Genomic DNA, 26,989 nt, shown 5'->3' with positions numbered 1-26,989 from the left:
TCGTTAAACCGTACAGAAATTCTCATCCTTAACTGGTCGCCAATAACGGCCCCAGTTGCCGATCCACTGCATCACGTGCCCGAAAGATCCGCGATCTGACGGTACCAATCGGGCATTCCAGAATACGAGCAATGTCTTCATAACTCAGCCCGTCGTACTCCCTGAGTAAAAAGGCCGAACGTAATTCCTCCGGCAAATTCGCTATGGCACGGCTCAGTTCCTGCTGCAACTGGTCCCGTTGCAGTTCTCGCTCCGGCGACGCGGTGTCACGCAGGCGGCTGCCGTCGTCAAAATTTTCCGCATCCGCCGCATCGGCACTGCCCTGTGGACGACGGCCACGGGCCTCCAGATAGTTTTTGGCGGTATTGACGGCAATTCGGTAGAGCCAGGTGTAGAATGCGCTGTCGCCACGGAACCGGTCGATGGCGCGATAGGCCTTGACGAAGGTTTCCTGGGCCAGGTCCATTACCTCCTGGCTGTCATAGACATAGCGACTGATGATTGAAGCAACCCGTGATTGGTATTTGATGACCAGCAGGTCGAACGCGGCCCGATCACCGTGACGGACCTTCCGCACCAATTGTAGGTCGGTTTGGCTGTCAGGGGGTTGATCAACACGTTTGCTGGACTCGGCGGTCATGGGTGGGTTGCCGGGGTTCACTCGGTTAGCGGCCAGAGGGCCTGCGAGTTGTTTGTCTGTAAGTGTCATCCTGATCTGTTATCCGGCAGTTAGGAGTGGTCATTAAACCCGTTCACGGCACCTGAAATGCGCCGTGCCCCGTCTGGCCAAATAGACAGCAGGCACAAAGTTTAGTTCAATACACCTTCACATTATGGCCCCTGATCCAGACCCAATGCCACAGCCTTACGATTACGATGTCCTGATAGTCGGCAGCGGTGCCGCCGGCTTGACCGTTGCACTGAATCTTCCCCGCCATCTTCGCATCGCCGTCATCAGCAAGGCGGATATCAGCAGCGGCGCCACGCTCTGGGCACAGGGAGGCATTGCCGCCGTGCTCGACAGCGAGGACTCAGTGGAGCATCACATCAGTGACACCCTCACTGCCGGTGCCGGCCTGTGCCATGAAGACGCCGTGCGTTTCACGGTCGAACATGCCAGGGAGAGCATCGACTGGCTCATCGACAGCGGCGTGCAGTTCACCCGCGACGAGAACGCCAAGCTGCACCTGACCCGGGAAGGCGGACACAGCCACCGTCGGATCATCCATGCCGCCGACGCCACCGGCCATGCGGTCTCCAGCACCCTGACCGAACAGGCGGCGGCCCGCACCAACATCGACCTGATGTCGCAACGGGTGGCCGTGGACCTGATCACCAACCGCAAGCTGTCGCTGCCGGGCAACCGGTGCATCGGGGCCTACATCCTCAATCTCGAGACCAACCACGTGGAGCTGTTCCGAGCCCGCGTCACGGTTATCGCCACCGGTGGCGCCAGCAAGGCCTACCGTTACACCACCAATCCCGATGGCGCGTCCGGTGACGGCATTGCCATGGCCTGGCGCGCCGGTTGCCGGGTGGCCAATATGGAGTTCAACCAGTTCCATCCCACCTGCCTGTACCACCCCCACGCCAAGTCGTTCCTGATTACCGAGGCAGTCCGGGGCGAAGGTGGCCACCTGTTGCTGCCGGACGGCTCCCGTTTCATGGACCGCTTCGACAATCGGGCCGAACTGGCGCCACGGGACATTGTGGCCCGCGCCATCGACCACGAAATGAAACGGCTCGGAGCCGATCACCTCTACCTCGACATCAGCCACAAACCGGCCGACTTCATCAAGCAGCACTTCCCGACCATCTACGAGAAGTGCCTTGGCTTCGGCATCGACATTACCCGCGACCCGATTCCGGTGGTTCCCGCCGCCCACTACACCTGTGGCGGTATTGTGACGGACCATCGGGCGCGCTCTGACATAAACCAGCTGTACGTGGTGGGCGAAGCCGCCTTTACCGGCCTGCACGGCGCCAACCGGATGGCCAGCAACTCCTTGCTGGAATGCCTGGTTTATGGCCGGGCGGCAGCGGCGGACATCGCCCGCCGCGAACACGACATTCCTGCGCCACCGGAGGCGCCTGAATGGGACGAATCCCAGGTTCGGGATTCCGACGAAGACGTGGTGATCTCCCACAACTGGGACGAGCTGCGCCACTTCATGTGGGATTATGTGGGCATAGTCCGCACCAGCAAACGCCTGCAGCGGGCGAAGCACCGGGTCGACCTGCTGGCCAGCGAGATCGGTGAATTCTACAGCAATTACCGGGTCTCCAACGACCTGCTGGAGCTGCGTAACCTGGTCACCGTGTCCGACCTGATTATCTGCTCCGCGCTACAACGCAAGGAAAGCCGAGGCCTGCACTACACCCTCGATTACCCGGGCCTGTCGCCGGAAGTGAAGGACACCCTCCTGGTGCCCACGACCTATCGCACCGTTGCCCCCTGATGGGCGCGCAGCGGCCACTGACCCAACACGAGATCTCCGATGTCTGATAACACCGAATTCAACCGTCTGTTCTGGCACAGCCGCCGGGGCATGCTGGAGCTGGACGTGCTCCTGCTGCCCTTCCTCAAGGAAGCGTATCGGGACCTGCCGGAGGAAGACCAGGCCCGTTACCGCAAGCTGCTGGACTGCGAGGACACCGATATGTTCGAGTGGTTCATGCAGCGCAGCCGCCCGGAAGATCCGGACCTGCAACGCATCGTTGACCTCATTCTCAGCCGTGTCCAACCGGACTGAGCTAAGGCTGTCCCCCAGCCTGGCTGCGGGACTGATCGCCGCGGCCCCCTGGTTCGCCCTGGGCCTGGCAACACTGGCGATGGCCAGCCAGGGGCCAGCGGCTTTGGCCCTGCTGGCGCCACTCGCCCTGGCCGGGGGCCTCGTTCAGTTCCACCGCTGTGGTCTGCTGCGCGGTCGCGGAGCCATCGTCGGCCTGAGCCTCCTTGGCAACGAACTCTGGGCGCAACTTGGCGACGGCCGCCAACTGCCAGTAACCCCCAGTCCGGACAGTCGCCTCGGCGGCCGTCTGGCGCTGGTAAAAGTCTCGTCTCCGGCCGTCCGGCTCTGGTCCAGAACCCTGGTTCTGGTTCACTATGGCGACAGCTGCAGCAATGTGGAACCTGAGCCATTCCGCCAGCTCCGAGTCTGGTTAAGACTGCGGTCACCCCGCTGAGCTCAGCCCTTACAGCAACACCGCACACCACTACCGTCGGGAGACCCCCCATGACCGAATCCAACCAGCCCGTTGCCGACAGCCCCCTTCCCGCCAGTGGCTACGCCGTACTTGCGGACGAACACATAGTCAGGGTTACCGGTCCCGGCACCCGGGATTTCCTGCAGGGTCAGTTCAGCCAGAACCTGGACGAAGTCAGTAACACCCGCTCCCCCCGGGCCGCTGCCTGCACCCCCAAAGGCCGGGCCTACTGCCTGACCCGCCTAGTTCGCCAGGACGAGGACATTCTGTTGTGCTTGCCCAGCGATATCGCAGACGATATCCAACGCCAGCTAGGCAAATATTTGATGCTGTTTCGCGGCACCACCATGTCACCGATTCCGGAGGCTCGCCTGATGGGTCTGCTTGGTACCGACATCGCCCAACGGCTGGCGCCGAAAGTAACAGGCCAATTGAAGGCAGCCGGCGACACCCTGGCCATCGGCCCCCATCGGTTGATCCGCAGCCAGGACACCGCCGAGGGTCTGGCGCGCTTCGAATTCTGGCAATCCGGGCCGCTATCCGAGGAACTGGCCGCCATCTTCGCGCAGGCGCCAGTCACCAGCCCCACCAACTGGCGTGCCTCGGAAATCGCTGCCGGGGTCGCCCGGCTGACGCCCACCAGCCAGGGCGCCTATGTGCCACAAATGCTGAATTGGCAGCACCTGGACGGCATTCACTTCAAGAAGGGCTGCTACACCGGCCAGGAAGTGGTCGCACGCATGCACTACCTGGGACAGCTGAAGAAGAGTCTGTTCCGGTTCCGGGCTGAAACCTGTGCCGCGGCTGCCGGAAGCCCCGTCGTTGCCGGAGAGCGGGAAGTCGGCGAGGTGGTGAATGCCTGCCCGCTGGCGGATGGCTTTACCGAGTTGCTGGCGGTGGTTCGCCATGACGCCGAGCAGGCGCAGCTGTGCCTCGGCCAGGGCGGCCCCACCCTGACGCCGATGCCCCTACCCTACACCGTCAGCGAACGTTAGCGTCCAGGAAGGCTCTGGATACATAAGTTGACAGGCAGTCGGGGAAGAATTTGCTATAACTTAGGAGTCCTTGGAGCGCCCCGCCTTCAGCGGGGCTCTTCGCAAACAATCAGCGCATGGATTCCCACTGATTATGTCAACGATCGTCGAGACCATCACTCAAGACCTAGCCGAGGCCATCGAGAAAGACAAGCTGGTTTTACCAACGCTGCCTGAAGCCGCCCTGAAGGTCCGCGACATCGCCGAATCCGACGATTCATCGATCAATGACCTGGTCAAAGTCATCAGCAGCGACACCGCCCTGTCGGCGCGCCTGATCCGGGTGTGCAACAGCCCCCTGTTTCGCGGCTCCCGCGCTATCGAAAACCTGAATGCCGCAGTCAGCCGTCTCGGCATGGCCTATACCAGCAACCTGGCCATGGGCCTGGCCATGGAACAGATGTTTCAGGCCACCTCGGACATGATCGACAGACGCCTTCGCACCACCTGGCAGACCAGTACCGAAGTGGCGGGCATCTGCCACGTGTTGGCCCAGCACTACACCCGCCTCAAGCCAGATCAGGCCACCCTGGCGGGGCTGGTGCATCTGATCGGGGTCTTGCCCATCCTGCGCTACGTCGAGGATAACGACATCCAGATCAGCGGCCTGATGCTGGACAAGGTGGTTGACGAGCTGCATCCACGCATCGGTGGCATGATTCTGAAGAAATGGGATTTCTCCCCTGAATTGCAGTCGGTACCCCAGGAGTACACCAACTTCCTGCGCCAAACCGACAAGGCGGACTACGCCGATCTGGTAATGGTCGCCAATCTGCAGTTGGTTGCCGGAACAGAACACCCCTGGACAGAAATGGACTGGAAAGCGGTTTCCGCATTCGCACGCCTGGGCCTGGACCCGGACATCGATATGAGCGAAGAGGAAGATCTCAACGCCGAAATGGAAGCCGCCATGGCCCTGCTGCAGTAATCAGCCGCGGCCTGGCATGGCTATTTTCGATACCGGGTCAACAGCGTTTGCTGCGACGGCAGCTGCCAATCGACCGGTGGCCGCCCCTGTTGCCGCAGCCAGTCGTTGGCCTGGGAAAAGTGCCGACAACCGAAGAAACCACGATAGGCACTCAGCGGCGACGGATGAGGCCCCTCCAGCACCAGGTGGCACTGGCGATCAATCATCCGGCCTTTCTTGCGGGCGTAACTGCCCCATAACAGAAACACCACGCCCTGCCGTTCCCGATTGATGACATCGATCACCCGGTCGGTAAAGGTTTCCCAGCCCTGCCCCTGATGGGCGCCCGCCTGACCCTGCACCACCGTCAACACACTGTTGAGCAACAACACCCCCTGCTCAGCCCAGGGCTGCAGGCAGCCGTGGTCCGGTACGGTGATACCAATATCCGCCTGCTGCTCCTTGAAGATATTGACCAGAGAGGGCGGTGGCGGTACGTCCGGGCGCACACTAAAGCACAGGCCGTGGGCCTGGCCGGCGCCGTGATAGGGGTCCTGACCCAAAATCACCACCGACACCTGATCCAGCGGGGTGCTGTTGAGGGCATTGAAACAGTGCTGGCTGGCCGGGTAAAGCACCTTGCCGGCCGCTTCTTCGGCCGCCAGGAAGTCAGCCAGGGCCTGCATATAGGGCTGTTCAAATTCCCCCGCCAGGTGTTCGGACCAGCCCCGATCGGAGCGGAGCTGGCATGCCAGTGCCTGGACCGAACTCACCTTCAGTCGTCCTTGCTGGTGTTGGCCTTATGCTCCGGCCGCATCGCCGGGAACAGGATCACGTCGCGGATGGACGGCGAGTCGGTCAACAACATGGCCAACCGGTCGATGCCGATGCCCTCGCCAGCCGTCGGCGGCAGGCCGTATTCCAGTGCGGTGATGTAATCCTCATCGTAGAACATCGCCTCGTCGTCGCCGGCGTCCTTCTCCGCCACCTGGGCGCGGAATCGTTCCGCCTGATCTTCGGCGTCATTGAGCTCAGAGAAGCCATTGGCGATTTCACGCCCCCCGACGAAGAACTCGAATCGCTCGGTCACGAACGGGTTGGCGTCCGAACGACGTGCCAGCGGAGACACTTCGGTGGGGTATTCGGTGATGAAGGTGGGCTGCATCAGCCGGTGCTCGGCGGTGGCCTCGAAGATCTCGATCTGCACCTTGCCCAGCCCCCAGCTGTCTTTCAGCGGGATACCCAATCCTGCGGCCACCTGACGGGCGCTGGCGTCATCCGCCAGTTGCTCAGCGGTGAGTTCCGGGTTGTACTTGAGGATCGCCTCCACCACGGTCAGTCGGTCGAACGGCTGACCAAAGTTGTACTCGATGGTCTCCACCTCACCGTCCGGCAACGGTCGCGTGTTCACCACCACATCGCCGCCGGTGACCGCCCTGGCGGTTTCCCGCAGCATATCCTCGGTGAGATCCATCAGGTCGTTGTAATCGGCGTAGGCCTGATAGAACTCCAGCATGGTGAACTCAGGGTTGTGACGCGTGGACAGTCCTTCGTTACGGAAATTGCGGTTGATCTCGAACACCCGTTCGAAGCCACCGACCACCAGGCGCTTGAGATACAGCTCCGGCGCGATGCGCAGGTACATGTCGATGTCCAGGGCATTGTGGTGGGTGACGAACGGTCGCGCGGTGGCGCCGCCGGGAATCACCTGCAGCATCGGCGTTTCAACTTCGATGAAATCCCGCGCCGCGAAGTAATTGCGAATGCAGTTGATGACTTGGGAACGTGCCAGGAACACCCGACGACTGTCCTCGTTGGTCATCAGGTCAACGTAACGCTGACGGTAGCGAGTCTCGGTATCCGTCAGACCCTTGTGCTTTTCCGGCAGGGGTCGCAGGGATTTGGTCAGCAGCCGGTACTCGTCCATGTTGACATAGAGATCGCCCTTGCCGGACTTGGCCAGGGTGCCGCGCACCCCCACAATGTCCCCCAGGTCCCAGTGTTTGGTGGCTTTCTGAATGTCCTTGGCGGCGTAAATCTGAATCCGGCCGGACATGTCCTGAACCACTTTGAAGGCCTTGCGATCCAGCATCAAACGACCGGCAATCGCCACCTGGACGCCCAGCGATTCCAGCTCTTCCTTGCTCTTGTCGCCGTATTGCTCCTGCAACTCGGCGGCAGTGGCGTCGCGACGGAAATCGTTGGGGAACGGCGCACCTTGTTCGCGCAATTCCGCCAGCTTGGCACGACGTTCTGCAATCAGTCGGTTTTCTTCCTGCTGGACGTCGTTCGGCGTTTGCTCAGTCATGGTCTCTCACTAACAGTCGGGTCTATAAAGTAAATTCGTTGATCGCTCGGTTCGGCTTACAGTGCCATCTTGAGACTGGCTTCGATGAACTTGTCGATATCGCCATCCAGCACGGCCTGGGTGTTGCTGGTTTCCACCTTGGTACGCAGGTCCTTGACCCGGCTGTCGTCGAGGACATAAGAGCGGATCTGGCTACCCCAGCCGATGTCGGCCTTGGAATCTTCAAGTTTCTGCTTCTCGGCGTTACGCTTCTGCATTTCGAACTCGAACAGCTTGGCCTTGAGCTGTTTCATGGCCTGGTCCTTGTTCTGATGCTGACTGCGACCGGCCTGACAGGCCACCACGATGCCGGTGGGGTTGTGGGTCAGTCGCACCGCGGACTCGGTCCGGTTAACGTGCTGACCACCCGCCCCGGAGGCGCGGTAGACATCAACCCGCAGATCGGCGGGGTTGATCTCGATCTCGAAGCTGTCATCCACTTCCGGCGAGACAAACACGGAGGAGAAGGAGGTGTGACGACGATTGCCGGAATCGAACGGGGATTTACGCACCAGACGGTGAACTCCGGTTTCGGTACGCAGCCAGCCATAGGCATAGTCGCCTTGGAAATGCACCGTGGCACTCTTGATGCCGGCAACCTCACCGTCCTGGGCTTCGACAATTTCGGTCTTGAAGCCGTGGCGCTCACCCCAGCGCAAAAACATGCGCAGCAACATATTGGCCCAGTCCTGGGCTTCGGTGCCACCGGAACCGGCCTGGATATCGAGGTAGGCGTTGTTGGCGTCCATTTCGCCGGAGAACATGCGCCGGAATTCCAGCTTCTGCAGTTCGCCGTCAAGCGCTTCGAGATCGGAGGTAATCTCTTCGGCAGTGGCTTCGTCGTCTTCTTCCACCGCGATTTCCAACAGGCCTTCGGCGTCTTCCAGGCCGGACGTCAGGTTGTCGATGGTCTTGACGATCAGCTCCAGGTCCGAACGCTCCTTGCCCAGCCCCTGGGCCCGTTCCGGGTTGTCCCACACCGTGGGCTCTTCCAGTTCGCGCTCTACTTCAACCAGCCGTTCACTTCGGTGGTCGTAGTCAAAGGTACCCCCTAAGCGCATCAGTGCGCTCACGAAGTTCTTTAATCTTCGTCACAATGGGATTGATTTCCATGAAACCGCTTCTCACCTTCGGGAAATGTGGTGCTCGCCATTCACCAGCTAACAAAAAAGGGTGGCGCGAGCGCAATCGATCAGACGCGGCATTTTAACGGAAATCCGGGGGCAAATCAGCCTGCGCCGACGGCGAGAACCGAAGATTCCCGCCAATCAGCCCAGCGGGGCCGAGGCTGGCTCCAGGTAGTCGATCAGCAACTGCAGCGAAGTGCGGCCACGGAAGGTGTTGGCATCTGGCTTGTACACCGCTCGCGCTCCGGTTGCGGTATAGTCCGGCACCTCGGCCCCGGTGTTGAAGGCAATGGCGTCCACCACCTCGCCACCGGTGGCCGGGCGCAACACCAGCTTGAGATGATTCTGGCCGACAACGCGCTGGCTGATGACCTGGAATTCACCGTCGAACAGCGGCTCGGGGAAATGCTGTCCCCAGGGTCCCGCCCGCCGGAGCAGATTGGCGGTTTCCAGGGTCAATTCCTCCGGCGCTAACGGGCCGTCGGTGGTGATTACCGCCTCCAGATCGGCAGCGGTGATGGCATCCCGTACCGCTGCATCGAAAGCGGCGGCAAAGGCCTCCAGGTCCTGAGCGGCGATGGTCATGCCAGCGGCCATGGCGTGGCCGCCGAACTTCTTCAGGATGCCAGGGTGGCGGGTGTCCACCGCCGCCAGTACATCCCGAATGTGCAAGCCCGGAATCGACCGCGCAGAGCCTTTGAGCTCCTCGCCATCCTCACTGGGCGCAAACGCAATCACCGGGCGATGGGTCTGCTCCCGCAATCGCGCCGCCAGGATACCGATCACGCCCTGATGCCACTGGGGATCGAACAGCGCCAACCCCCAGGGCAGGCCGTCCAGATCCAGCGACATGGAGGCCAGCAGATCCTGGGCCTGGCTTTTCATGTCCCGCTCGATGGTGCGCCGTTCACGATTGAAGGTGTCCAGCTCGGTTGCCAGCCGCCGCGCCTCATCCGCTCCGTCCGCAAGCAGACAGGCAATGCCCACACTCATGTCGTCCAGACGCCCGGCGGCATTGAGGCGCGGCCCGACCACAAACCCGAGATCGGTGGCGCTGATGGCGCTGTGATCCCGGCCAGCCACCTCCAGCAGCGCCAGGATTCCCGGACGGGCCTGACCCTGGCGGATGCGGCGCAGCCCCTGTTCCACAAAAATACGGTTGTTGTGATCCAGAGGCACCACATCGGCCACGGTGCCGAGCGCCACCAGGTCCAGCAGAGAGCCCAAATTGGGCTCGGGCTCGGGCAAGTCGCCGGCCTCCCGCAAATGACGCCGCAGGGCGGTGAGCACGTAGAACATCACCCCCACGCCGGCAGCATTTTTGCTGAGAAACGGGCAGCCCGGCTGATTGGGGTTTACGATGGCGTCAGCGTCAGGCAGCGATTCGCCAGCCAGGTGATGATCGGTAATCAACACCTTAACCCCCATCTCCCGGGCAACCGCCACGCCTTCAAGGGCGGAGATACCGTTATCCACCGTGACCAGCAGATCCGGCAAGGCGCCTTCGTCCCGCAGCCGATGGAGAATGCCCGGGGTCAGGCCATAGCCATCGGCAAAACGGCTGGGCACCCGGAAATCCACATCCCCGAGCCCCAGCATCGATAGCCCAAGCACCGCCACCGCCGTGCTGGTGGCGCCATCGGCGTCAAAGTCGCCCAACACCAGCACCCGCTGATGACTCCGAATGGCTTCGGCCAACAACGCCACCGCCCGCTCAATGCCACGCAGTTCCAGCGGCGACGCCAGTTGCTTCAAGGCATAGCTAAGTTGTTGATCGGAAGTGACGCCGCGCGAGGCATACAGCCGACGCAGCAGGGGGGGGATTTGCCCACCCCATTCCGGCGCTGAGGCCGGAAGGGGGCGACGTACGATCTTTTTCGGGGTCATAGGGACCAAGTTACCGTTAAGCGTGCTTCCAGTGGTCAGCCATGAACGACTGCACCGCGGCCAGGTCGTTGTCCAGCACGGTGCAACGCTCCTCCCGTTCGAACAGATCGGCCATATGGGCCGGCAGCTGGGGCTTGACGCTCAAACCGGCTTCGGCAATGGCATCCGGGAACTTGGCCGGATGGGCGGTGCCCAGGGTAACCATGGGAACACTGGCATCCCGGCGACAGTTCCGGGCCGCGCGTACGCCGATGGCGGTGTGGGGATCCAGCAGGTATTCGTTCTGCTCATACACCTGGCGAATGGTGTCGCAGGTGTTACGGTCATCCACCGCGTCACTGTCAAACAGCTTGCGGGCATTGCGCCAGCGATAGTCCTCAATGCTCACAGGGCCCTGCTGGGCACGTTCCAGCAAATCCCTCACGGCGGCGCCGTCACGCCCGTGCAGGTCGAACAGCAGTCGCTCGAAATTACTGGACACCATGATGTCCATGCTCGGCGACAGGGTATGTTCCAGCTGGTGCTGCTCATACTTGTTGCCGCTCATGAAGCGGTGCAGGATGTCGTTGCGATTAGTGGCAATCACCAGCTGGGAAATGGGCAATCCCATCTTCTTGGCCAGGTAACCGGCAAAAATATCGCCAAAGTTACCGGTCGGCACCGAGAACGCCAGACTGCGATCCGGGCCGCCAAGGGCGAGAGACGCCTGGAAGTAGTAAACGATCTGGGCCATGATCCGCGCCCAGTTGATGGAGTTCACCGCCGCCAGCTGGGTCTTGCCCCCCAGGAACGACTGATCACCGAAACTTTCCTTGACCATCCGCTGGCAGTCGTCGAAGTTGCCGCGCACCGCAATGTTGTGGATGTTGTCACCCAGAACGGTGGTCATCTGGCGACGCTGCACTTCGGACACCCGCTCATGGGGATGGAGAATAAAGATGTCGACGTGTTCACAATGCCGACAGCCCTCGATGGCCGCGGACCCGGTGTCGCCGGACGTCGCACCCATGATCACCACGTGTTGCTTGCGCTTCTCCAGCACATAGTCGAGCAGGCGACCGAGCAACTGCAAGGCGAAATCCTTGAACGCCAGAGTCGGGCCACGGAACAGTTCCATCACCCACTCATTGCAGTCCAGCTGCACCAGCGGAGCAACCGCCGTATGGGAAAACTTCTGGTAGGTCTCATCCAGCATCGCCCGGAAATCGTCCGCCGGAATGGCGTCGTCGACGAACGGGTGCATCACATTGAAGGCGAGTTCGCTGTATGACAGACCACGCCAGCTGCGGATCTCCTCCAGGCTGAAGTGCGGCAGCGACTCCGGTACGTAGAGACCACCATCGCCGGCCAGGCCGGTCAGCAGAACATCCTCAAACCCCAGGGCGGGGGCCTCGCCCCGTGTACTGATATATCTCACGCTGTATTCCTGTTAACTGAAATTTTCTGCACGGATACGCACGACCTGGCCTACGATGTCGGCCAGCGCCTCGATATCCTCGATCGCCCGGTTAACCTGGCGCTCCTGTACGGTGTGAGTCAGGATGATGACGGGGATCTTGCCATCCTCCAACTCGGATTCCTTCTGGACGATGGACTCAATATTGATACCATGTTCACTGAGGATCGAAGCCACCTTCGCCAGCACGCCCGGATGGTCCTCCGCCTGAATCCGCAAATAGTAGGCGGACTGAATGTCTTCCATCGGCAGCACGGGCAAGTCTTCCAGCGCGCCCTGGGAGAAGCCCAGATACGGCACCCGGTGGGAGCTATCGGTGGCCACGGCACGAGCCACGTCCACGACGTCGGCAATAACGGCGGACGCCGTTGCCTCATCACCGGCGCCAGGTCCGTAATACAGGGTCTGGCCCACGGCATCGCCGTCCACCAATACCGCATTCAACACCCCGTCCACCTGGGCGATCAGATGCCCCTGGGGCACCAGGGTCGGGTGCACGCGCAGCTCAATGCCATTCCCGCGACGGCGTGCGATCCCCAGATGCTTGATCCGGTAGCCGAGCATTTCGGCATGGGCAATGTCGTATGGGGTGATCTTCGAGATGCCCTCGGTGTAGGCCCGCTCAAACTGCAACGGCACGCCAAATCCGGTGGAGGCGAGGATGGTCAGCTTGTGGGCGGCGTCGATCCCTTCAACGTCAAAGGTCGGGTCCGCTTCCGCATACCCGAGCTGCTGCGCTTCCTTGAGCACATCGCCAAATTCCCGTCCGGCACGCATTTCGGTGAGAATGAAGTTGCCAGTGCCATTGATGATGCCCGCAATCCAGTCGATGCGATTGGCCGCCAGGCCCTCTCGCATGGCCTTAATGACCGGGATGCCGCCCGCTACGCCAGCCTCGAACGCGACAATCACCCCTTTCGCTTCGGCGGCCTCGAAAATCTCGTTGCCATGCACGGCGATCAGGGCCTTATTGGCGGTGACCACGTGTTTACCGTTCTTGATGGCCGCCATCACCAGCTCTTTGGCGGTTTCATAACCGCCGATCAGCTCGATGACGATGTCCACGTCAGGATCATTGACCACATCGAAGATGTCGGTGGTGAAAGGAATGTCGCCCAGATCGAAATCGGTCCGCTCGGTGCGACTCGCGACCCGGCTGATTCGAATATTGCAGCCCGCCCGGCCAGCAATCTGGCTGGCGTTCCGGTTCAGTACATTAAAGGTACCGCCACCTACCGTACCCAGCCCGCAGATTCCGACATTGACGTCTTTCAATCTTTCACCTCTGTTCCTGATGGTTGGAAAGCCCGCAAACCGCTGAGGTGGTCAACCACAGCCATTCGGCCGACTCCGTAGTTTTGGAGCCGCCTAGTATACCGATTAAGCAGCCAGTTGTGTTAGGACCGCCAGCAAATGCGGATTTAGTGTCCCGTCTGCCTGATTCGCTAATCTACTGCGCGACACCAGAAAGCCCGAGCCCCTTCGCCAACTGTTCCGCAGGCACATAGCCGCGAATCATGTTGCCGTCTTCCAGCACAATGGCCGGAGTACCGGTAACACCCAGCTGCCGCCCCAACCGATACTGCTCCAGCACCGGGTTGGCGCAGCTGGCAGATGCGACACCCTGGCCCAGCTTGGCGGCGTCCATGGAGGCCTGCTGATCGTCGGCGCACCAAACCGACTCGTACTTGGCGAACGAAGGGGTATTGGGTCCGCTACGGGGGAAGGCGTAATAATTAACGGTAATTCCGAGCGCATTGAGCTGTGGCACTTCGCTGTGCAGCTTGCGGCAGTAGCCACAGTCGATGTCGGTGAACACGTTGATCTGCGCTTTCTCTTCGCCATCGGCCTGGAAGCGGATAATGCCTTCCTGCCCCAGCTCAGCCAGCGACGCCACGCGAATGTCGGCTCGGGCGCTCTCCGAGAGATTGACCAGACCATCATCCGTCAACTGCAGCAACTCACCGCTGAAGAAAAACTGACCGTCTTCCGTGGTGTAGATCAACTCCTTCTGCTCACTCACCACCTTATACAGCCCCGGTGCCTGTGAAGGCTCCACGGTCACCCGCCCCAATGCCGGCAACGATTCCGACAGCCGCTTGGCGATGGCCTCTTCCACCTCCCCCGCCCAGGAGGCACCACTGGCCGCCAGGGCCAGAACCATGGTCACCGACGGCAGCCGGTGGGCGATATTCTTCGTTCTCGACATAGTGGATCCTATTGTTGTTGCCCAGCGCTCTGGGCTGCCGACCGGACCGTTCCGGTCAATCCCGGGTCTTTTGCGACCTCAGATGGCGACAAAAGTTCATTCCTTACGCTGCCACCCACTGTACCAAGCCTGGGGCACGCTGCCTAACCTCGCGGGTGGTGGTCACGATGCAAGGACTGAAGCCGTTGCCGTGCAACATGGGTATAAATCTGAGTGGTGGACAGATCGGAGTGACCAAGCAGCATCTGCACCACGCGCAGATCGGCACCATGATTCAATAAGTGGGTGGCGAAGGCATGGCGCAAGGTGTGGGGCGACAAGTGCTGGTGAATGCCCGCCCGGACCGCATACTGTTTTATGCGGTGCCAAAACGCCTGCCGGGTCATGGCGGAGGCACGGTTACCCGGAAAAAGGTCATCGCTGGCGCGCCCCTTCAGCAGCTCGGCGCGGCCGGCTTTCATGTACCGCAAGAGCCAGTCGACGCCCTCCTCCCCTAGCGGCACGAGGCGATCCTTGCCCCCCTTGCCAGTGATTCGCACCACCCCCTGGCGCAGATTCACCTGGTCTACCCGCAGGGTAACCAGTTCCGTTACCCGCAGACCACAACCGTATAGGATCTCCATCATGGCCTTATCCCGCAGCTCGATGGCGGAATCCGGGTCCGGTTCGTCCAGCAGCGCTTCGACGTCGGATTCGGAGAGTGTGCCCGGCAAACGCTTCGGCAACTTCGGGCTGTCAATGCTAAGCGTGGGGTCTTCCGCGATCACCCCCTCTCGCAGCAGATATCGGTAGAATCGGCGCAAACAGGACAGCCTACGCGCGGCAGTGGAACTTTTCCGGCCTTCCGCCATGTTCCATGAGATCCAGTCCAGCAGATCGCTTCGGGTGACCGCCGATAGCGGCTTGGCGGGCTGACGATTCGCCCACCATTGCGCCAGACGCTGCAAGTCGCTGCGATAGGCCGAACGGGTATTCCCCCCGAGACCCTCTTCGAGCCAGAGCGCATCGCAAAACCGCTCAATCAGTTCCGCTGCCTCCGCATTAATCGCCCCAGTCAATCAACCCCCCAGTCAATCAGCACCTCAGCCTTAGCCACAACGCCAGCCATCACACCGGCACAGTCCGCTGCCATGCTTCGACAAACTCGCCTGCGACCACATCCGCGCCGCGCAGCCAATGCGCATGCAGGCCGTGTATCGACGGTCTTCTCCGAGGACCGCTCCAGACGCAAAAAAGGCAGCCAGTGGCTGCCTTTTTTGACCGTGCCGGACACCCAGTGTCCAGCTTACCGATCACCCCAGAGTGGAGCGAATCAGCCCAGCTTCTCTTTGATACGAGCAGCCTTACCGGACAGGTCACGCAGATAGTACAGCTTGGCCTGACGCACGTCACCGCGACGCTTAACGGTGATGCTGTCGATCAGCTTGGAGAAAGTCTGGAAAGTACGCTCAACACCCACGCCGTAAGAAATCTTACGAACGGTGAAGGAGGAATTCAGACCACGGTTACGCTTGCCGATAACCACGCCTTCGAACGCCTGCAGACGCTCGCGGTTGCCTTCGGTTACGCGCACCTGAATAACCACGGTATCACCCGGCGCAAACGCTGGGATTTCCTTGGTCATCTGTTCTGCTTCAATCTGACTGATGATGTTGTTCTTGCCGCTCATCGTATTGCTCCTGATACCCAATCTCTTAATGCCCTGATCGCTCAGAGGCACCCGGTTCATTTAAAATTTCATCCAGCAGCTCACGCTCTTCGTCCGTAAACACCCGCTCTTCCAGCAGGTCGGGGCGTCGCTCCCAGGTTCGCCTCAACGACTGTTTCAGTCGCCAACGCCGGATCTGGCCATGGTGACCGCCTAGTAACACGTCCGGCACGGCCAAACCTTCGTAAACTTCCGGTCGGGTGTAGTGCGGACAATCCAGCAAACCGTCGGCAAACGAGTCCTGCTCTGCCGACTGCGCATGACCCAGCGCTCCGGGGATGAGGCGTGTAACCGCATCAATCACTGACATGGCTGCCAGTTCGCCACCGGACAACACGAAATCGCCCAGCGACACCTCCCGATCGACTTCCGTCATGATCAGGCGTTCATCAACACCTTCGTAGCGCCCGGCGACCAGAATCAGGTTCTCCGCCGCCGCCAGTGATTCCACCACCGACTGGTTCAGGGTCTCACCCTGAGGCGAAAGATAGACCACGCAAGCCTTACCTGGCGCAGCCTCCCGAGCGGCATGGATGGCATCCCGCAGGGGCTGAATCTTCATCAGCATCCCCGGACCGCCACCATAAGGCCGATCATCCACGGTGCGATGCCGGTCATGCGTGAAATCACGCGGGTTCCAACATTCGAACTTGAGCAAACCGTCCCGAACAGCCCGACCGGTAACACCAACGTCCGTGACCGCCCCGAACATCTCCGGAAACAGACTAATTGCGCTGATCCACACCCGTCAGAACTCCGGGTCCCAGTCCACCACCAGGGTTCCGGCAGCAAGATCAATCTCCCGGACCACCTGATCGGGGAGGTAGGGAACCAGGCGTTCCCGCTGATCGATGGACTCAGCGTTCGCCCGAACCACCAACACGTCGTTGGAACCGGTTTCCATCAGGTGATGCACCTGACCCAGGCAGTCGCCCGACACCGTCGAGACCGTCAATCCTTCCAGCTGGTGCCAGTAGAATTCACCCTCGGGCAACTCAGGCAACGATTCGGTCGGCACAACGATGTCGGCGCCGCAATAACCGCGCGCCACATCCCGGTCTCCGACACCGGCGAACTTAACGACGATGCCCGGTCCGTGTCGGCGACCATCCTCAAGCTTGATCGGCTTACGCCGCCCATCCTGGACCAATGTCCAGCCGGGGTACTTCAGAATGCCGTCGATGGGATCGGTATAGGAATAGACCTTTAACCATCCCTTGACGCCATACACCGAGGAAATCCGGCCAATCACAGTTTCCTGCGAACGCTGTGTCATGCCACCACCTCGGCCAAAATCGGAATTACTCGGCGCCTTTCAGCAGCTGAGTAACACGATCGCTGGTCTGGGCGCCTTGGCCGAGCCAGTAGTTAACGCGATCACGATCTACACGCAGGCGCTCTTCCTGGCCACGGGCAACCGGATTGAAGAAGCCAACACGCTCGATAAAACGACCGTCGCGGGAGTTGCGGCTGTCAGTGACTGTCAGATGGTAGAACGGGCGCTTCTTGGAGCCACCACGAGCCAAACGGATTGTTACCATTTCGACCAATATCCTGTTCAGTTGTACGAACTTTGTACGATTCGCACCAGACCGCGAACGGCTGATACGAAGACCCATACTCGAAAGGGGCGCTATTCTATGCCAAAAAAGCGCCAAAGAAAACAGCTAATGCACCTAGGGTGCCTCTGATTTTCACATACGACCAAAGGGCGGCATTCCGCCACCCGGCGGCATCATGCCACCCATACCACGCATCATATTGGCCATCGCACCTTTCTTGCTGAATTTCTTCATCATTTTCTGCATCTGCTTATGCTGCTTCAGCAATCGGTTGATGTCCTGAATCTGGGTACCGGAGCCGGCGGCGATCCGGCGCTTGCGGGAATTATTAATGGTATCCGGATAGCGCCGCTCTTTCGGCGTCATCGAACAGATGATCGCCTCCATCTGCCCAATACTCTTGTCATTGACCTGCTGCTGGGCCACCTGCGCCATCTGGCCCATACCCGGCAGTTTGTCGAGCAGCCCGCCAATGCCCCCCATGTTCTTCATCTGCTGGATCTGGTCGCGGAAATCTTCCAGATCGAAACTCTTGCCCTTCTTGATCTTTGCGGTGAGCTTCTGAGCCTTCTTCTGGTCGAGCTTACGCTCCGCCTCTTCTATTAAGGAGAGCACGTCGCCCATACCCAGAATCCGTGACGCCACCCGGTCCGGGTGAAACGGCTCCAGGGCGTCACTTTTCTCACCCACACCGAGGTACTTGATCGGCTTCCCGGTAATGTGGCGAACCGACAATGCCGCACCACCGCGGGCATCACCGTCAGTTTTGGTGAGCACCACCCCGGTCAGCGGCAGCGCGTCATTGAACGCCTTGGCGGTGTTGGCGGCGTCCTGCCCGGTCATGGAGTCGACTACAAACAAGGTCTCGACGGGGCTCACCGCGTTGTGGAGCCGCTTGATCTCGCCCATCATCTGCTCGTCCACATGCAGACGGCCCGCGGTGTCGAGGATGACGACATCGATGTGCTTCTTGCGGGCGGCATCAATAGCGCCCTCAGCAATGACAATGGGATCCTGGTCGGTGCTACTGGGGTGGAACGCCACACCCACCTCGTTCGCCAGTGTCTCGAGCTGGTTAATGGCGGCCGGACGATAGACGTCGGCACTGACCACCAGCACGGACTTCTTCTCACGCTCTTTCAGCAGCCGCGCCAGCTTGGCAACCGTGGTGGTCTTACCGGCGCCCTGCAGGCCCGCCATCATGATGACCGCAGGGGGCTGAACCGCCAGGTTCAGCGCCTCGTTGCCTTCTCCCATGACGCGCTCCAGCTCCTGCTGGACCACACGGACAAAGACCTGACCCGGGGTCAGGCTGCGCTGAACCTCCTGACCAACCGCCCGCTTGCGCACGCTTTCGACGAACGCCTTGACCACCGGCAAGGCCACATCCGCTTCAAGCAGCGCTTTACGCACCTCCCGCAACGTGTCCTTGATATTGTCGTCGGTGAGCCGGGCCTGGCCGGAAATTTTCCGGAGACTGCCCGAGAGTCGATCTGTCAGGTTCTCAAACATAGCGTAAATCCGTACCCCTGATTAATGGATGCATGAACAGGGAACCGGTTGATTCCGGTTGCACAATCGCGACATTATAACCAGACTATCGCGCTTAAACGACCAGCCGAGTCAAATCATTGAATAACAAACCCGCCTATGAGCCCGTCTCGAACGCCTCAAGGCCCCCAAGCCCCGATCGACAACAAGTAAGGACGACATGGGAACGCTGATTCTCGCGGTGATCTCACTCTTTCTGTACAGCGTCGGCACCGCCTTACAGGCGCTCAGCTTTCGCGGACGCGTTCACACCAATCTGGCGATCATCAGCCTGGTGGGCGCTCTAGCCCTGACCAGTCACGGCCTGCTGATCTGGCAAACTATTCATCACGACGGCGGCTTCGACCTGGGCTTTTTCCAGAGTTCGGTGCTGATTTCCTGGCTGATCGTCGCCCTGCTGCTGGCACTGGGCATTCGCAAACCGGTCCACAACCTGGCTCTTGCCATCTATCCCCTGGCCGGACTGACCATCCTGATGCTACTGGCGACACCCGCCACATCGCGGCTGGTGGCAGACGACAACTACGGGATGCTGTCCCACATCACACTTTCGATCACGGCCTACAGCCTGCTTACCCTTGCCGCCGCCCAGGCCGCTCTGCTCTACTTTCAGAACCGGAAGCTCAAGCACAACTACAACAGCCTGCTGGTCCGCAACTTGCCACCGCTACAGACCATGGAATCCTTGCTGTTCGAAATGGTCTGGGCCGGCGTGGTCCTGCTGGTACTGGCGATTGCCACCGGCGCCATGTTCGTTAACGACCTGTTCGCCCAGAACATTGCCCACAAGACCATCTTTTCGCTGATGTCGCTGGCGGTGTTTGTAGCCCTGCTCATTGGGCGCTACACCAAGGGATGGCGCGGCCTCACCGCGAGCCGCTGGACCCTGACCGGCTGCGCACTGCTGATGCTTGGCTTCTATGGCAGCAAATTCGTGCTGGAACTGGTGTTTCACCACGCAGGCTAGGCCAGGCAACCGCAAAGCTTGACAGCAGTCGCGATGACCCCCTATTTTCGCTACTCATCCGCAACATAAGGATTCCCTCTCTTGAACGAGGCATCGCTTCCGGCGCTGTTTTCACTCCTCGCGGGGCTGATTTTACTGTCCGCATTTTTCTCCAGCTCCGAGACCGGCATGATGTCGCTGAACCGGTATCGCCTGAAGCACCTGGCGAAAACCGGCCACAAAGGCGCCCGACGGGCGCAAAACCTGCTCCAGCGCACCGACCAGTTGATTGGCGTTATCCTCATCGGCAACAACTTCGTCAACATACTGGCCTCCGCTATTGCCACCGTAATTGCCATACGGATCTGGGGCGATGCCGGCATTGCCATCGCGACGCTGCTTCTGACTATCGTCATCCTGATTTTCGCCGAAGTCACCCCAAAAACCCTCGCTGCGCTGTTCCCAGAAAAGATCGCCTTTCCCGCCAGCCACGCCCTGGCGCCCATGCTCAAGGTCCTCTACCCGGTGGTCTGGCTGGTCAACCTGTTCACTGGGGCCATCCTGAAATTGATCGGAGTGTCGGCGCAGGACGCCGCCAACGACCACCTCAGCCGGGAGGAGCTACGCACCCTGGTTAACGAAGCCGGCGCCCTGATTCCCACCAAACACAAGGACATGCTGGTCAGCATCCTGGATTTGGAGAACGTCACCGTCAACGACATCTTCGTCCCCCGGAACGAAGTGGTGGGCATCGATCTGGACGACGATCTGGACACCATCATTCGGCAGCTGCGCAGCAGCCAGCACACCCGCCTGCCCGTGTACAAGGGCGACATCAACAACATTCAGGGCGTACTGCACCTGCGCAACACCTCCAAGCTGCTGATGCAGGACGACATCAACAAGGCCATGCTGATGCAACTGTGCCGGGAGCCCTATTTCATTCCTGAAAGCACCCCACTCAACACCCAGTTAATCAACTTCCAGAAAGGCAAGCGCCGCTTCGGCATCGTGGTAGACGAGTACGGCGAAGTGCTGGGCATCGCCACCCTGGAAGACATTCTTGAGGAGATCGTCGGGGAATTCACCACCGATTACGCGGCCACCAGCCCGGACATCATTCCGCAAGATGACGGCACCTACATCATTGACGGCACCGCCGCCGTACGCACCATCAACAAGACACTGGGCTGGAAATTGCCTACCGACGGCCCCAAAACCCTCAATGGCCTGATCACCGAGACCCTGGAATCCATTCCCGAGACCAACATCTGCCTGCGGGTTGAGAACCATCGGATCGAAGTGCTGCAGATCAAGGACAACGTCGTCAAAGCCGCCATCGTTCATCCACTCAAACGTCGTGGCCGCAGCCACTGAGTCGTGGCCAGGGCTATATGCGATTCCGTTATAGCCGCTTCACGGGTTGGAAGATCATATTTTAAGCACAGCCTTGACCTGACAGGCACCAGATTCAACACTGAAATGGCAGTCGTGCATAATAAAAACAGGAGTGCGAGCCATGAGTCTGGGGCATACTATTGGTCTGCTCACCCACCCGGATCAGGAGTGGGAAGCCATCAGAAAAGATTCAGAATCAGTCAGTAAGCTTTATTTTGGGCACATATTCTTACTCGCCCTGATACCAGCCGCGGCAGGGTACTACGGCAGCACCCAGGTAGGCTGGCAAATCGGAGATGGTCAGGTTATCCGATTGACCACGAGCAGCGCATTGCAGCTGTGCGTGCTGTTTTATGCCGCCATGCTGGCCGGCATCTACATCATCGGCCGGTTCATTGACTTTTTTGCTGCCACGTATGAAGTCAGGGAGAAGCAACCACACGGAGTCACACTAGCAGCCTATACCGCAACCCCGGTGTTCTTGCTGGGCGTCATTGCCGCCTACCCGAACATCTGGGTGAACATGCTGGTCGGCCTGATTGCCATTGCTTATTCCGTCTACCTGCTTTATGAGGGGCTGCCCATCCTGATGAAGATTCCGGCGGAGCGAGGTTTCATGTTTGCGTCGTCGGTTCTGACCGTGGGCCTGGTGATGCTGGTCGCCTTGTTGGCGATCAGTGTTGTTATCTGGAGCATGGGCATTGGCCCCGTCTACACCAGTTGACGGAGCCCATGTTGACGAGACTGGTATAGAGGGCAGTGTTCCCCCGGGCGGGATCCGGGGAATAGGGTAAGTTGCCGATCCCGCGGGAACCGCCTGAGCAGGCAATAACCAATTGGTCATTTTACCTTGCAAGGAATTACGGTAAATTACGCGCATAATCATAATAGAAGCAGTGTAGCTCGGTCATGTATCCGGTTGAGGCGTAACAGGAGTCAGCCATGAAAAAGCAGTCCGGCATACATTATCTCCGTGAGCACAGGGATGCCGGCAGTAAATCAAAACTTCCACTGGAAGTGGTACGGATTCGTGACACCGTCACCGCCGGGCTATGCGATTTATTGCAAGGGGCTTTTGATGCTGTTGACGATTCGTTATTCGAGCTGGCCAATAACGCGCGCAGCAATAACGAACAGAATCGCTACTTTGAAGCCATGCGCGAGATCCGAATCAAGCGCAGGGGCATTGAACGGCAATTCCAGATCTCGGTGAATGAGTTATTTGACCACCCTCCCCGGGCCGGCAGCGCCGCGTCCGCGGAACCAGCCACAGAAAAAGCCACGCTAGACAACCTAACCCTGGTTCAGGACGACGACCTCGAAGAACAGGTCGCGCTGAACGCCATGGTCACCAAATCCCGTGCGCACTTTCAGGGCCCTCTCATTCAGCTGCAAACCCGGTTTTCGGTGATCTATCCCGATGCCAGCGAGGATACCCCGGTCAATCCGCTCGCCCCGGAACACCTCTGCTCGGCATTTGTTGAGGCCACGCAAGCACTTGAGATCCAGATACGCGAACGCCTCATCGTTCTCAAGCAGTTTGATCGCTATGTCGTCTCCAATCTGGGCATGCTGCTGGACGAAGCCAACCGAATCCTGATCCAGGCGGGCATCATTCCCAATTTTCGCTATCACGGCAAAACCAACGAAAAAGCCAGCGCACCGTCAGGAGAGACTCAATCCACGCCGCAGACCGCCACGCAAGCTGCCGACAGCAGCCCTGAGAACGAAGCGTTGTTTGAGCAGATTCGCCAACTGCTCAACCGTCAGCGGCAGGTTAGCGGCCACCACCCCCGAGCGGCCGACCCCAATATTCATGTGGTGGGCGGCCCGGAGCTGATGCATTTGCTGGCGTCTTTGCCACAGATCCCTCAGGATGCGCCCTCCGGCGATCTCAGCGATGGCAAGCCGCTGGTGCTCGACCTGCACCAGGTCGTCGAAAGTCTGTTGCGCAGCACCGAAACCTCGGACGGCAAGAAACCCGCCTTGAACGAAGCGGACGAGGACCTGATCAACCTGATATCCATGTTGTTCGAGTTCATCCTCGACGACTACAACCTTTCAGCCCCGATCCAGGTTCTGATCAGCCGCCTGCAAATCCCCATGCTCAAGGTGGTCATCAAGGACAAATCTTTCTTCAGCAAGGCGGCCCACCCCGCCCGCCGGTTGCTGAACTCCCTCGCCCGTGCCGGTATCGGCTGGAGCGAAAGTGACGAGAAGACCCGCGACAAGCTCTATAACCAGATCCACACCATCGTGCTGCGCATTCTTGAGGAATTTGACGGCGACATCTCGCTGTTCGAGCAACTTGGTGACGAGTTTGAACAGTTCCTGGCGCGGGAGAACCGCCGGGCATCTCTGGTGGAACAGCGAACCCGGGAATCCGAGCGGGGCCGCATCAAGTCGCAAAAAGCCCAGGAAACCGTCGACAAGCTGCTGCAGGAAAAACTGTCGCAGCACACCATCTCGGATGCCGTTCATGACATTCTGGCGAACGGCTGGAGTCGGGTCATGTTCCTGGCCTATCTACGCAACGATGTGGAAAACCGCTGGAACAGCGCGGTACGCGTGGTGGACGATCTGATCTGGTGCCTGCACCCCCACCTGGAGGATGAGGCCCGTGATCAATGGGTACGGGTTGTCCCCGGACTGCTGAAATCCCTTCGTGCCGGCCTGGAGGAAGTCTCGTACAATTCCAGCAAGCTCGATGGCATGATGAGCGACCTCAAGCACGAATTGACCGAGGCCTTTCGCACCCACGCCCTGGCAGAGGCCCGGGAGACGGCCAAAGGGCCGGAGCCGGAACAACCGCCCGAGCCACAACACCCAAGCGCCATTGAGCGGCAGCAGGAGCTTGAAGATGCGGCCATTGCCGAGTTCATCGAGAAGGTGGATGCCATCGACATCGGCACCTGGGTCGAATTTGGTTTGGTCAACGGCGCCAGCTTCCGCTGCAAACTGACCGCCGTCATCGAGGAAGCCGACTGCTTTGTATTCGTCAATCGCATGGGCCTCAAGGTCATCGAGAAAAAGCGCACCGAACTCGCGCATGAGATGCGCCGGGGCCGCCTGACCGTCCTGGAGCAGGGCGCGTTGATCGACCGGGCACTGGATGCCGTCGTCAGCACACTCAAGGGCAAGGCGGCGGGTTAATCCCGCACCTGCCCGAGCCAACCGGCCGCTGTAACCAGGAGTCGCCCGTTTTTCATGTTAGACACCGGACGCCGCAACGCCTTTCCGGCGAAGTACCGGCTGCTGCTGGCCTTGTCCGTCGCGCTGACGCTGCACACCCTGGTAGTGGCGTTCCTGCCATTCATCAATCTCCCCGATGACCGGCCAGACCAAGGCGTTATTAAAATCTCGCTGGCGCAGCCCGGCAGTCGCGAGAGTCTGCCGACACCCCCGCCAACCGAAGCCGTGCCGCACCGTCCTGCCGCCCTGCCGGCGCCCACACCGTCCACCTTGGCGGTACCGAGCAGACCGGCCAGCCAGAGGGTTGCCGATCCGGAACCACCAGCGCCTGCACCCACCAAACCGCCGCAAACGGCTCCGATGAGCACCAGCACCCCGGCGCCAGCCGATAAGGCAGCACAGGACGAACCCATTGAAACCGCAACGGAACAACTCGATGTCGTGACGCAGCTTAGCGAGCCTGCGCCAACATCGCCCTACCTGACCGCATTGGCCGTTCGTATCGCCGAGCACGCCCGCAGCCAGTTCGCCCATGCCTTGGCGGCGACACTCGCCCGCCGTCAGCCGGCACCGGTGCAGATCGAATTAATGCTGATGAATAATGGTGCGCTGATTGGGGCTTCGGTGGTTCGCTCGTCGGGCAATCCGATCATCGATCGGGCGGCATACCAGGGCGCGCTGAGCGCGAGTCCCTATCCGGCACCACCGGAGGGCAACAAGGAAGGCAACCGGTTCCGGGTTGAAATCGTATTCTCCCCGGAACGGTTATAAGCCGGCGCCGGCCGGCTCAGATAGGTATCAGGCCTCGGCCTGCTTAGCGGCAGCCTTGACCATTTCCGTCAGCTCTCCGCTCTCGGACAGCTCAAGCACAATATCACAACCGCCAACCAGCTCACCGCCGATGTACAGCTGAGGATAGGTGGGCCAGCTGGAATAAACCTTCAGCGCCTCACGCAGTTCCTGATTGTCCAGGATATTTACGAACGCGAACCGCTCTCCGCAGGCCATCAGCGCCTGGACTGTCCTGGCGGAAAAGCCACACTGGGGAGACTGCGGAGTACCCTTCATGTAAATAATGACAGGGTTCTCTTCCAACTGACTCTTGATAGTTTCGTTAATATCCATGAACGCTTACCTCTTCGTTGAATCCAGACCGTCACAGCAGGCTGCGCAGCGGCATAGAGAGTGCCCCACCGGTGGTACAGGCACTCGCGATTTACGACAGCCCCAGTGCAGGGAACATTTCAGCCTATTGTACACACCCTGCCAATCCCGCACCAAGAGCGCGTCCGTATAACTCCGAATCCTCTCCGCGCGCCCCACCCCAAGCGCACGACATTGTCATCACCGGGCTGACCCGCTAGACTTGGCCTTTCGCCTGTCGTCGGGCACGTCACGCAATTCCCGCGAAGCTTCCTGCCAGTTCCGCGCTCCGCTCTTTCGGAGTCGCGGCGGGACATGGTTCGGTTCGGGTCGGCTTCGAATTGCTTTCTCTCTTGGTTTCCGCTTCTTAAGGATCAGACAAAGGCCGTGAACATGGCAGTAAGACATTTCCTGACACTCAATGACATGACCCCCGACGAGCTGAACCAGCTCCTGGCGCACGCCAGCAGCCTGAAGCAGGAGTGGCGGGCCGGAAAACTACGCGATTCCCTGAAAAACCGCGTGCTGGCGATGATATTCGAGAAGTCCTCAACCCGTACCCGGGTGTCCTTCGAGGCAGGAATGGCTCAGCTGGGCGGCTCCGCCATGTTCCTCTCGCCCCGCGACACCCAACTGGGCCGGGGAGAGCCCATCGAAGACTCCGCCATTGTCATCTCCAGCATGGTGGACGCGGTGATGATCCGCACCTTCGCACACAACAAGGTCACCAGTTTTGCCGACGCCTCCAAGGCTCCCGTGATCAACGCCCTTACAGACGACTTCCATCCGTGTCAGCTGCTGGCAGACATGCAGACCTATCGCGAGCACCGCGGCAGCATCCAGGGTGCAACCGTAACCTGGGTCGGCGACGGCAACAACATGTGCAACTCCTATATCAATGCCGCCATGCAGTTCGACTTTAACCTACGGATTGCCTGCCCGGCCGGCTATGAGCCCGCCAAGGCCCTGCTGGACAAGGCTGGCAACCGGGTTACCGTGATTGCCGATCCCGACGAGGCAGCTCGCGGTGCCAATCTGCTGGTCACCGATGTGTGGGCCTCCATGGGCCAGGAAGAGGAACAGCAGACGCGGGAATCCGATTTCAAGGATTACCAGATCAACCCGAAACTGATGCAATTGGCCGACAAGGATGCGCTGTTCATGCACTGTTTGCCCGCCCACCGAGGGGAAGAGATTTCAGCGGACATGCTGGAACACAGCAGCTCTGTGGTGTGGGACGAGGCTGAGAACCGCCTGCACGCTCAGAAAGCACTGCTGGAGTTCCTGATCCTCGGCCAACTGGACTGAATAGACC

At 60.0% G+C, this 26,989-nt stretch carries 26 protein-coding genes; 11 read left to right on the top strand and 15 right to left on the bottom strand.

Annotated features, from left to right (window positions below; translation table 11 throughout):
* Positions 1–28: 28 nt before the first annotated feature.
* Positions 29–640 carry an RNA polymerase sigma factor RpoE gene (gene rpoE, locus N6L25_RS08630; protein WP_271979570.1) on the bottom strand — a complete coding sequence of 204 codons (612 nt, stop codon included), beginning with the start codon at positions 638–640 and terminating at the stop codon, positions 29–31.
* A gap of 214 nt (positions 641–854) precedes the next feature.
* Here rpoE and nadB point away from each other — a divergent pair, with 214 nt between their 5' ends.
* The 5 genes from nadB to N6L25_RS08605 all read left to right on the top strand — a co-directional run bounded on the left by nadB (position 855) and on the right by N6L25_RS08605 (position 5,169).
* A complete protein-coding gene (gene nadB / locus N6L25_RS08625; protein ID WP_271979419.1) occupies positions 855–2,459 on the top strand; it encodes an L-aspartate oxidase in 1,605 nt (534 codons plus the stop codon).
* Positions 2,460–2,498: 39 nt separating this feature from the next.
* Positions 2,499–2,753, top strand: a complete 255-nt coding sequence (locus N6L25_RS08620; protein ID WP_271979418.1) for an FAD assembly factor SdhE — start codon at positions 2,499–2,501, stop codon at positions 2,751–2,753.
* The gene (locus N6L25_RS08615) at positions 2,719–3,186 is read left to right on the top strand and encodes a hypothetical protein (protein WP_271979417.1); all 468 of its coding nucleotides are present in this window, start codon (positions 2,719–2,721) and stop codon (positions 3,184–3,186) included. The genes N6L25_RS08620 and N6L25_RS08615 overlap by 35 nt, the downstream gene beginning before the upstream one ends.
* A 50-nt stretch (positions 3,187–3,236) precedes the next feature.
* Positions 3,237–4,202: a CAF17-like 4Fe-4S cluster assembly/insertion protein YgfZ gene (gene ygfZ, locus N6L25_RS08610; protein WP_271979415.1), complete on the top strand. Its 966-nt coding sequence runs from the start codon at positions 3,237–3,239 to the stop codon at positions 4,200–4,202.
* Between the two features lie 133 nt (positions 4,203–4,335).
* Positions 4,336–5,169, top strand: coding sequence for an HDOD domain-containing protein (locus tag N6L25_RS08605; RefSeq protein WP_271979413.1), 834 nt, complete (start codon positions 4,336–4,338; stop codon positions 5,167–5,169).
* 20 nt (positions 5,170–5,189) lie between these two features.
* On the opposite strand, the gene ung is transcribed toward N6L25_RS08605, so the two are convergent.
* The 13 genes from ung to ffh all read right to left on the bottom strand — a co-directional run bounded on the left by ung (position 5,190) and on the right by ffh (position 18,956).
* A complete protein-coding gene (ung, locus tag N6L25_RS08600) occupies positions 5,190–5,921 on the bottom strand; it encodes a uracil-DNA glycosylase (RefSeq protein WP_271979412.1) in 732 nt (243 codons plus the stop codon).
* Between the two features lie 2 nt (positions 5,922–5,923).
* The gene (gene lysS / locus N6L25_RS08595; RefSeq protein WP_271979411.1) at positions 5,924–7,456 is read right to left on the bottom strand and encodes a lysine--tRNA ligase; all 1,533 of its coding nucleotides are present in this window, start codon (positions 7,454–7,456) and stop codon (positions 5,924–5,926) included.
* Between the two features lie 56 nt (positions 7,457–7,512).
* Positions 7,513–8,608 (bottom strand): peptide chain release factor 2 gene (prfB, locus tag N6L25_RS08590; RefSeq protein ID WP_271979410.1). Its coding sequence is split into 2 segments (ribosomal slippage): positions 7,513–8,535 and positions 8,537–8,608, totalling 1,095 coding nucleotides; the frame shifts between segments, so codons are not numbered across the junction.
* A 155-nt stretch (positions 8,609–8,763) separates the two neighbouring features.
* On the bottom strand, positions 8,764–10,509 hold the full coding sequence (gene recJ / locus N6L25_RS08585; protein ID WP_271979409.1) for a single-stranded-DNA-specific exonuclease RecJ: 1,746 nt from the start codon (positions 10,507–10,509) through the stop codon (positions 8,764–8,766).
* Positions 10,510–10,525: 16 nt separating this feature from the next.
* Positions 10,526–11,926, bottom strand: a complete 1,401-nt coding sequence (gene thrC / locus N6L25_RS08580; RefSeq protein WP_271979408.1) for a threonine synthase — start codon at positions 11,924–11,926, stop codon at positions 10,526–10,528.
* A gap of 12 nt (positions 11,927–11,938) precedes the next feature.
* Positions 11,939–13,240, bottom strand: coding sequence for a homoserine dehydrogenase (locus N6L25_RS08575; RefSeq protein WP_271979407.1), 1,302 nt, complete (start codon positions 13,238–13,240; stop codon positions 11,939–11,941).
* Between the two features lie 175 nt (positions 13,241–13,415).
* Entirely contained in the window at positions 13,416–14,174 is a 759-nt protein-coding gene (locus tag N6L25_RS08570) for a DsbC family protein (protein ID WP_271979406.1), read from the bottom strand.
* Between the two features lie 143 nt (positions 14,175–14,317).
* Positions 14,318–15,232 carry a site-specific tyrosine recombinase XerD gene (gene xerD, locus N6L25_RS08565; RefSeq protein WP_271979405.1) on the bottom strand — a complete coding sequence of 305 codons (915 nt, stop codon included), beginning with the start codon at positions 15,230–15,232 and terminating at the stop codon, positions 14,318–14,320.
* A 254-nt stretch (positions 15,233–15,486) separates the two neighbouring features.
* The gene (gene rplS, locus N6L25_RS08560; RefSeq protein ID WP_271979404.1) at positions 15,487–15,843 is read right to left on the bottom strand and encodes a 50S ribosomal protein L19; all 357 of its coding nucleotides are present in this window, start codon (positions 15,841–15,843) and stop codon (positions 15,487–15,489) included.
* A 25-nt stretch (positions 15,844–15,868) separates the two neighbouring features.
* Entirely contained in the window at positions 15,869–16,627 is a 759-nt protein-coding gene (gene trmD / locus N6L25_RS08555; RefSeq protein WP_271979403.1) for a tRNA (guanosine(37)-N1)-methyltransferase TrmD, read from the bottom strand.
* 3 nt (positions 16,628–16,630) lie between these two features.
* The gene (rimM, locus tag N6L25_RS08550) at positions 16,631–17,158 is read right to left on the bottom strand and encodes a ribosome maturation factor RimM (protein ID WP_271979402.1); all 528 of its coding nucleotides are present in this window, start codon (positions 17,156–17,158) and stop codon (positions 16,631–16,633) included.
* A gap of 25 nt (positions 17,159–17,183) precedes the next feature.
* Positions 17,184–17,423 carry a 30S ribosomal protein S16 gene (gene rpsP / locus N6L25_RS08545; protein WP_271979401.1) on the bottom strand — a complete coding sequence of 80 codons (240 nt, stop codon included), beginning with the start codon at positions 17,421–17,423 and terminating at the stop codon, positions 17,184–17,186.
* A 153-nt stretch (positions 17,424–17,576) separates the two neighbouring features.
* Positions 17,577–18,956 (bottom strand): signal recognition particle protein, encoded by a 1,380-nt coding sequence (gene ffh / locus N6L25_RS08540; RefSeq protein WP_271979400.1) that lies wholly within the window; start codon positions 18,954–18,956, stop codon positions 17,577–17,579.
* 199 nt (positions 18,957–19,155) lie between these two features.
* Between ffh and N6L25_RS08535 the strand changes: the two genes are divergently transcribed.
* From N6L25_RS08535 to N6L25_RS08515, 5 genes are all read left to right on the top strand, one after another.
* Entirely contained in the window at positions 19,156–19,962 is an 807-nt protein-coding gene (locus N6L25_RS08535) for a cytochrome C assembly family protein (protein WP_271979399.1), read from the top strand.
* 81 nt (positions 19,963–20,043) lie between these two features.
* Positions 20,044–21,318, top strand: coding sequence for an HlyC/CorC family transporter (locus N6L25_RS08530; RefSeq protein WP_271979398.1), 1,275 nt, complete (start codon positions 20,044–20,046; stop codon positions 21,316–21,318).
* 142 nt (positions 21,319–21,460) lie between these two features.
* Positions 21,461–22,063: a Yip1 family protein gene (locus tag N6L25_RS08525; protein WP_271979397.1), complete on the top strand. Its 603-nt coding sequence runs from the start codon at positions 21,461–21,463 to the stop codon at positions 22,061–22,063.
* A 218-nt stretch (positions 22,064–22,281) separates the two neighbouring features.
* Positions 22,282–24,492 (top strand): DUF1631 domain-containing protein, encoded by a 2,211-nt coding sequence (locus N6L25_RS08520; RefSeq protein WP_271979396.1) that lies wholly within the window; start codon positions 22,282–22,284, stop codon positions 24,490–24,492.
* 54 nt (positions 24,493–24,546) lie between these two features.
* Positions 24,547–25,302 (top strand): energy transducer TonB family protein, encoded by a 756-nt coding sequence (locus N6L25_RS08515; protein ID WP_271979395.1) that lies wholly within the window; start codon positions 24,547–24,549, stop codon positions 25,300–25,302.
* Positions 25,303–25,329: 27 nt separating this feature from the next.
* On the opposite strand, the gene grxD is transcribed toward N6L25_RS08515, so the two are convergent.
* Positions 25,330–25,656, bottom strand: a complete 327-nt coding sequence (grxD, locus tag N6L25_RS08510) for a Grx4 family monothiol glutaredoxin (RefSeq protein WP_271979394.1) — start codon at positions 25,654–25,656, stop codon at positions 25,330–25,332.
* Between the two features lie 411 nt (positions 25,657–26,067).
* On the opposite strand from grxD, the gene argF reads away from it, so the two are divergent.
* Positions 26,068–26,982 (top strand): ornithine carbamoyltransferase, encoded by a 915-nt coding sequence (gene argF, locus N6L25_RS08505; protein WP_271979393.1) that lies wholly within the window; start codon positions 26,068–26,070, stop codon positions 26,980–26,982.
* Positions 26,983–26,989: the final 7 nt, after the last annotated feature.

Source organism: Marinobacter sp. SS21, assembly GCF_028369065.1.
In the GTDB taxonomy this organism is placed as follows: domain Bacteria; phylum Pseudomonadota; class Gammaproteobacteria; order Pseudomonadales; family Oleiphilaceae; genus Marinobacter.
The sequence above is the reverse complement of the archived record's forward strand: the minus strand, read 5'-3'. Positions and strand labels throughout refer to the sequence as shown.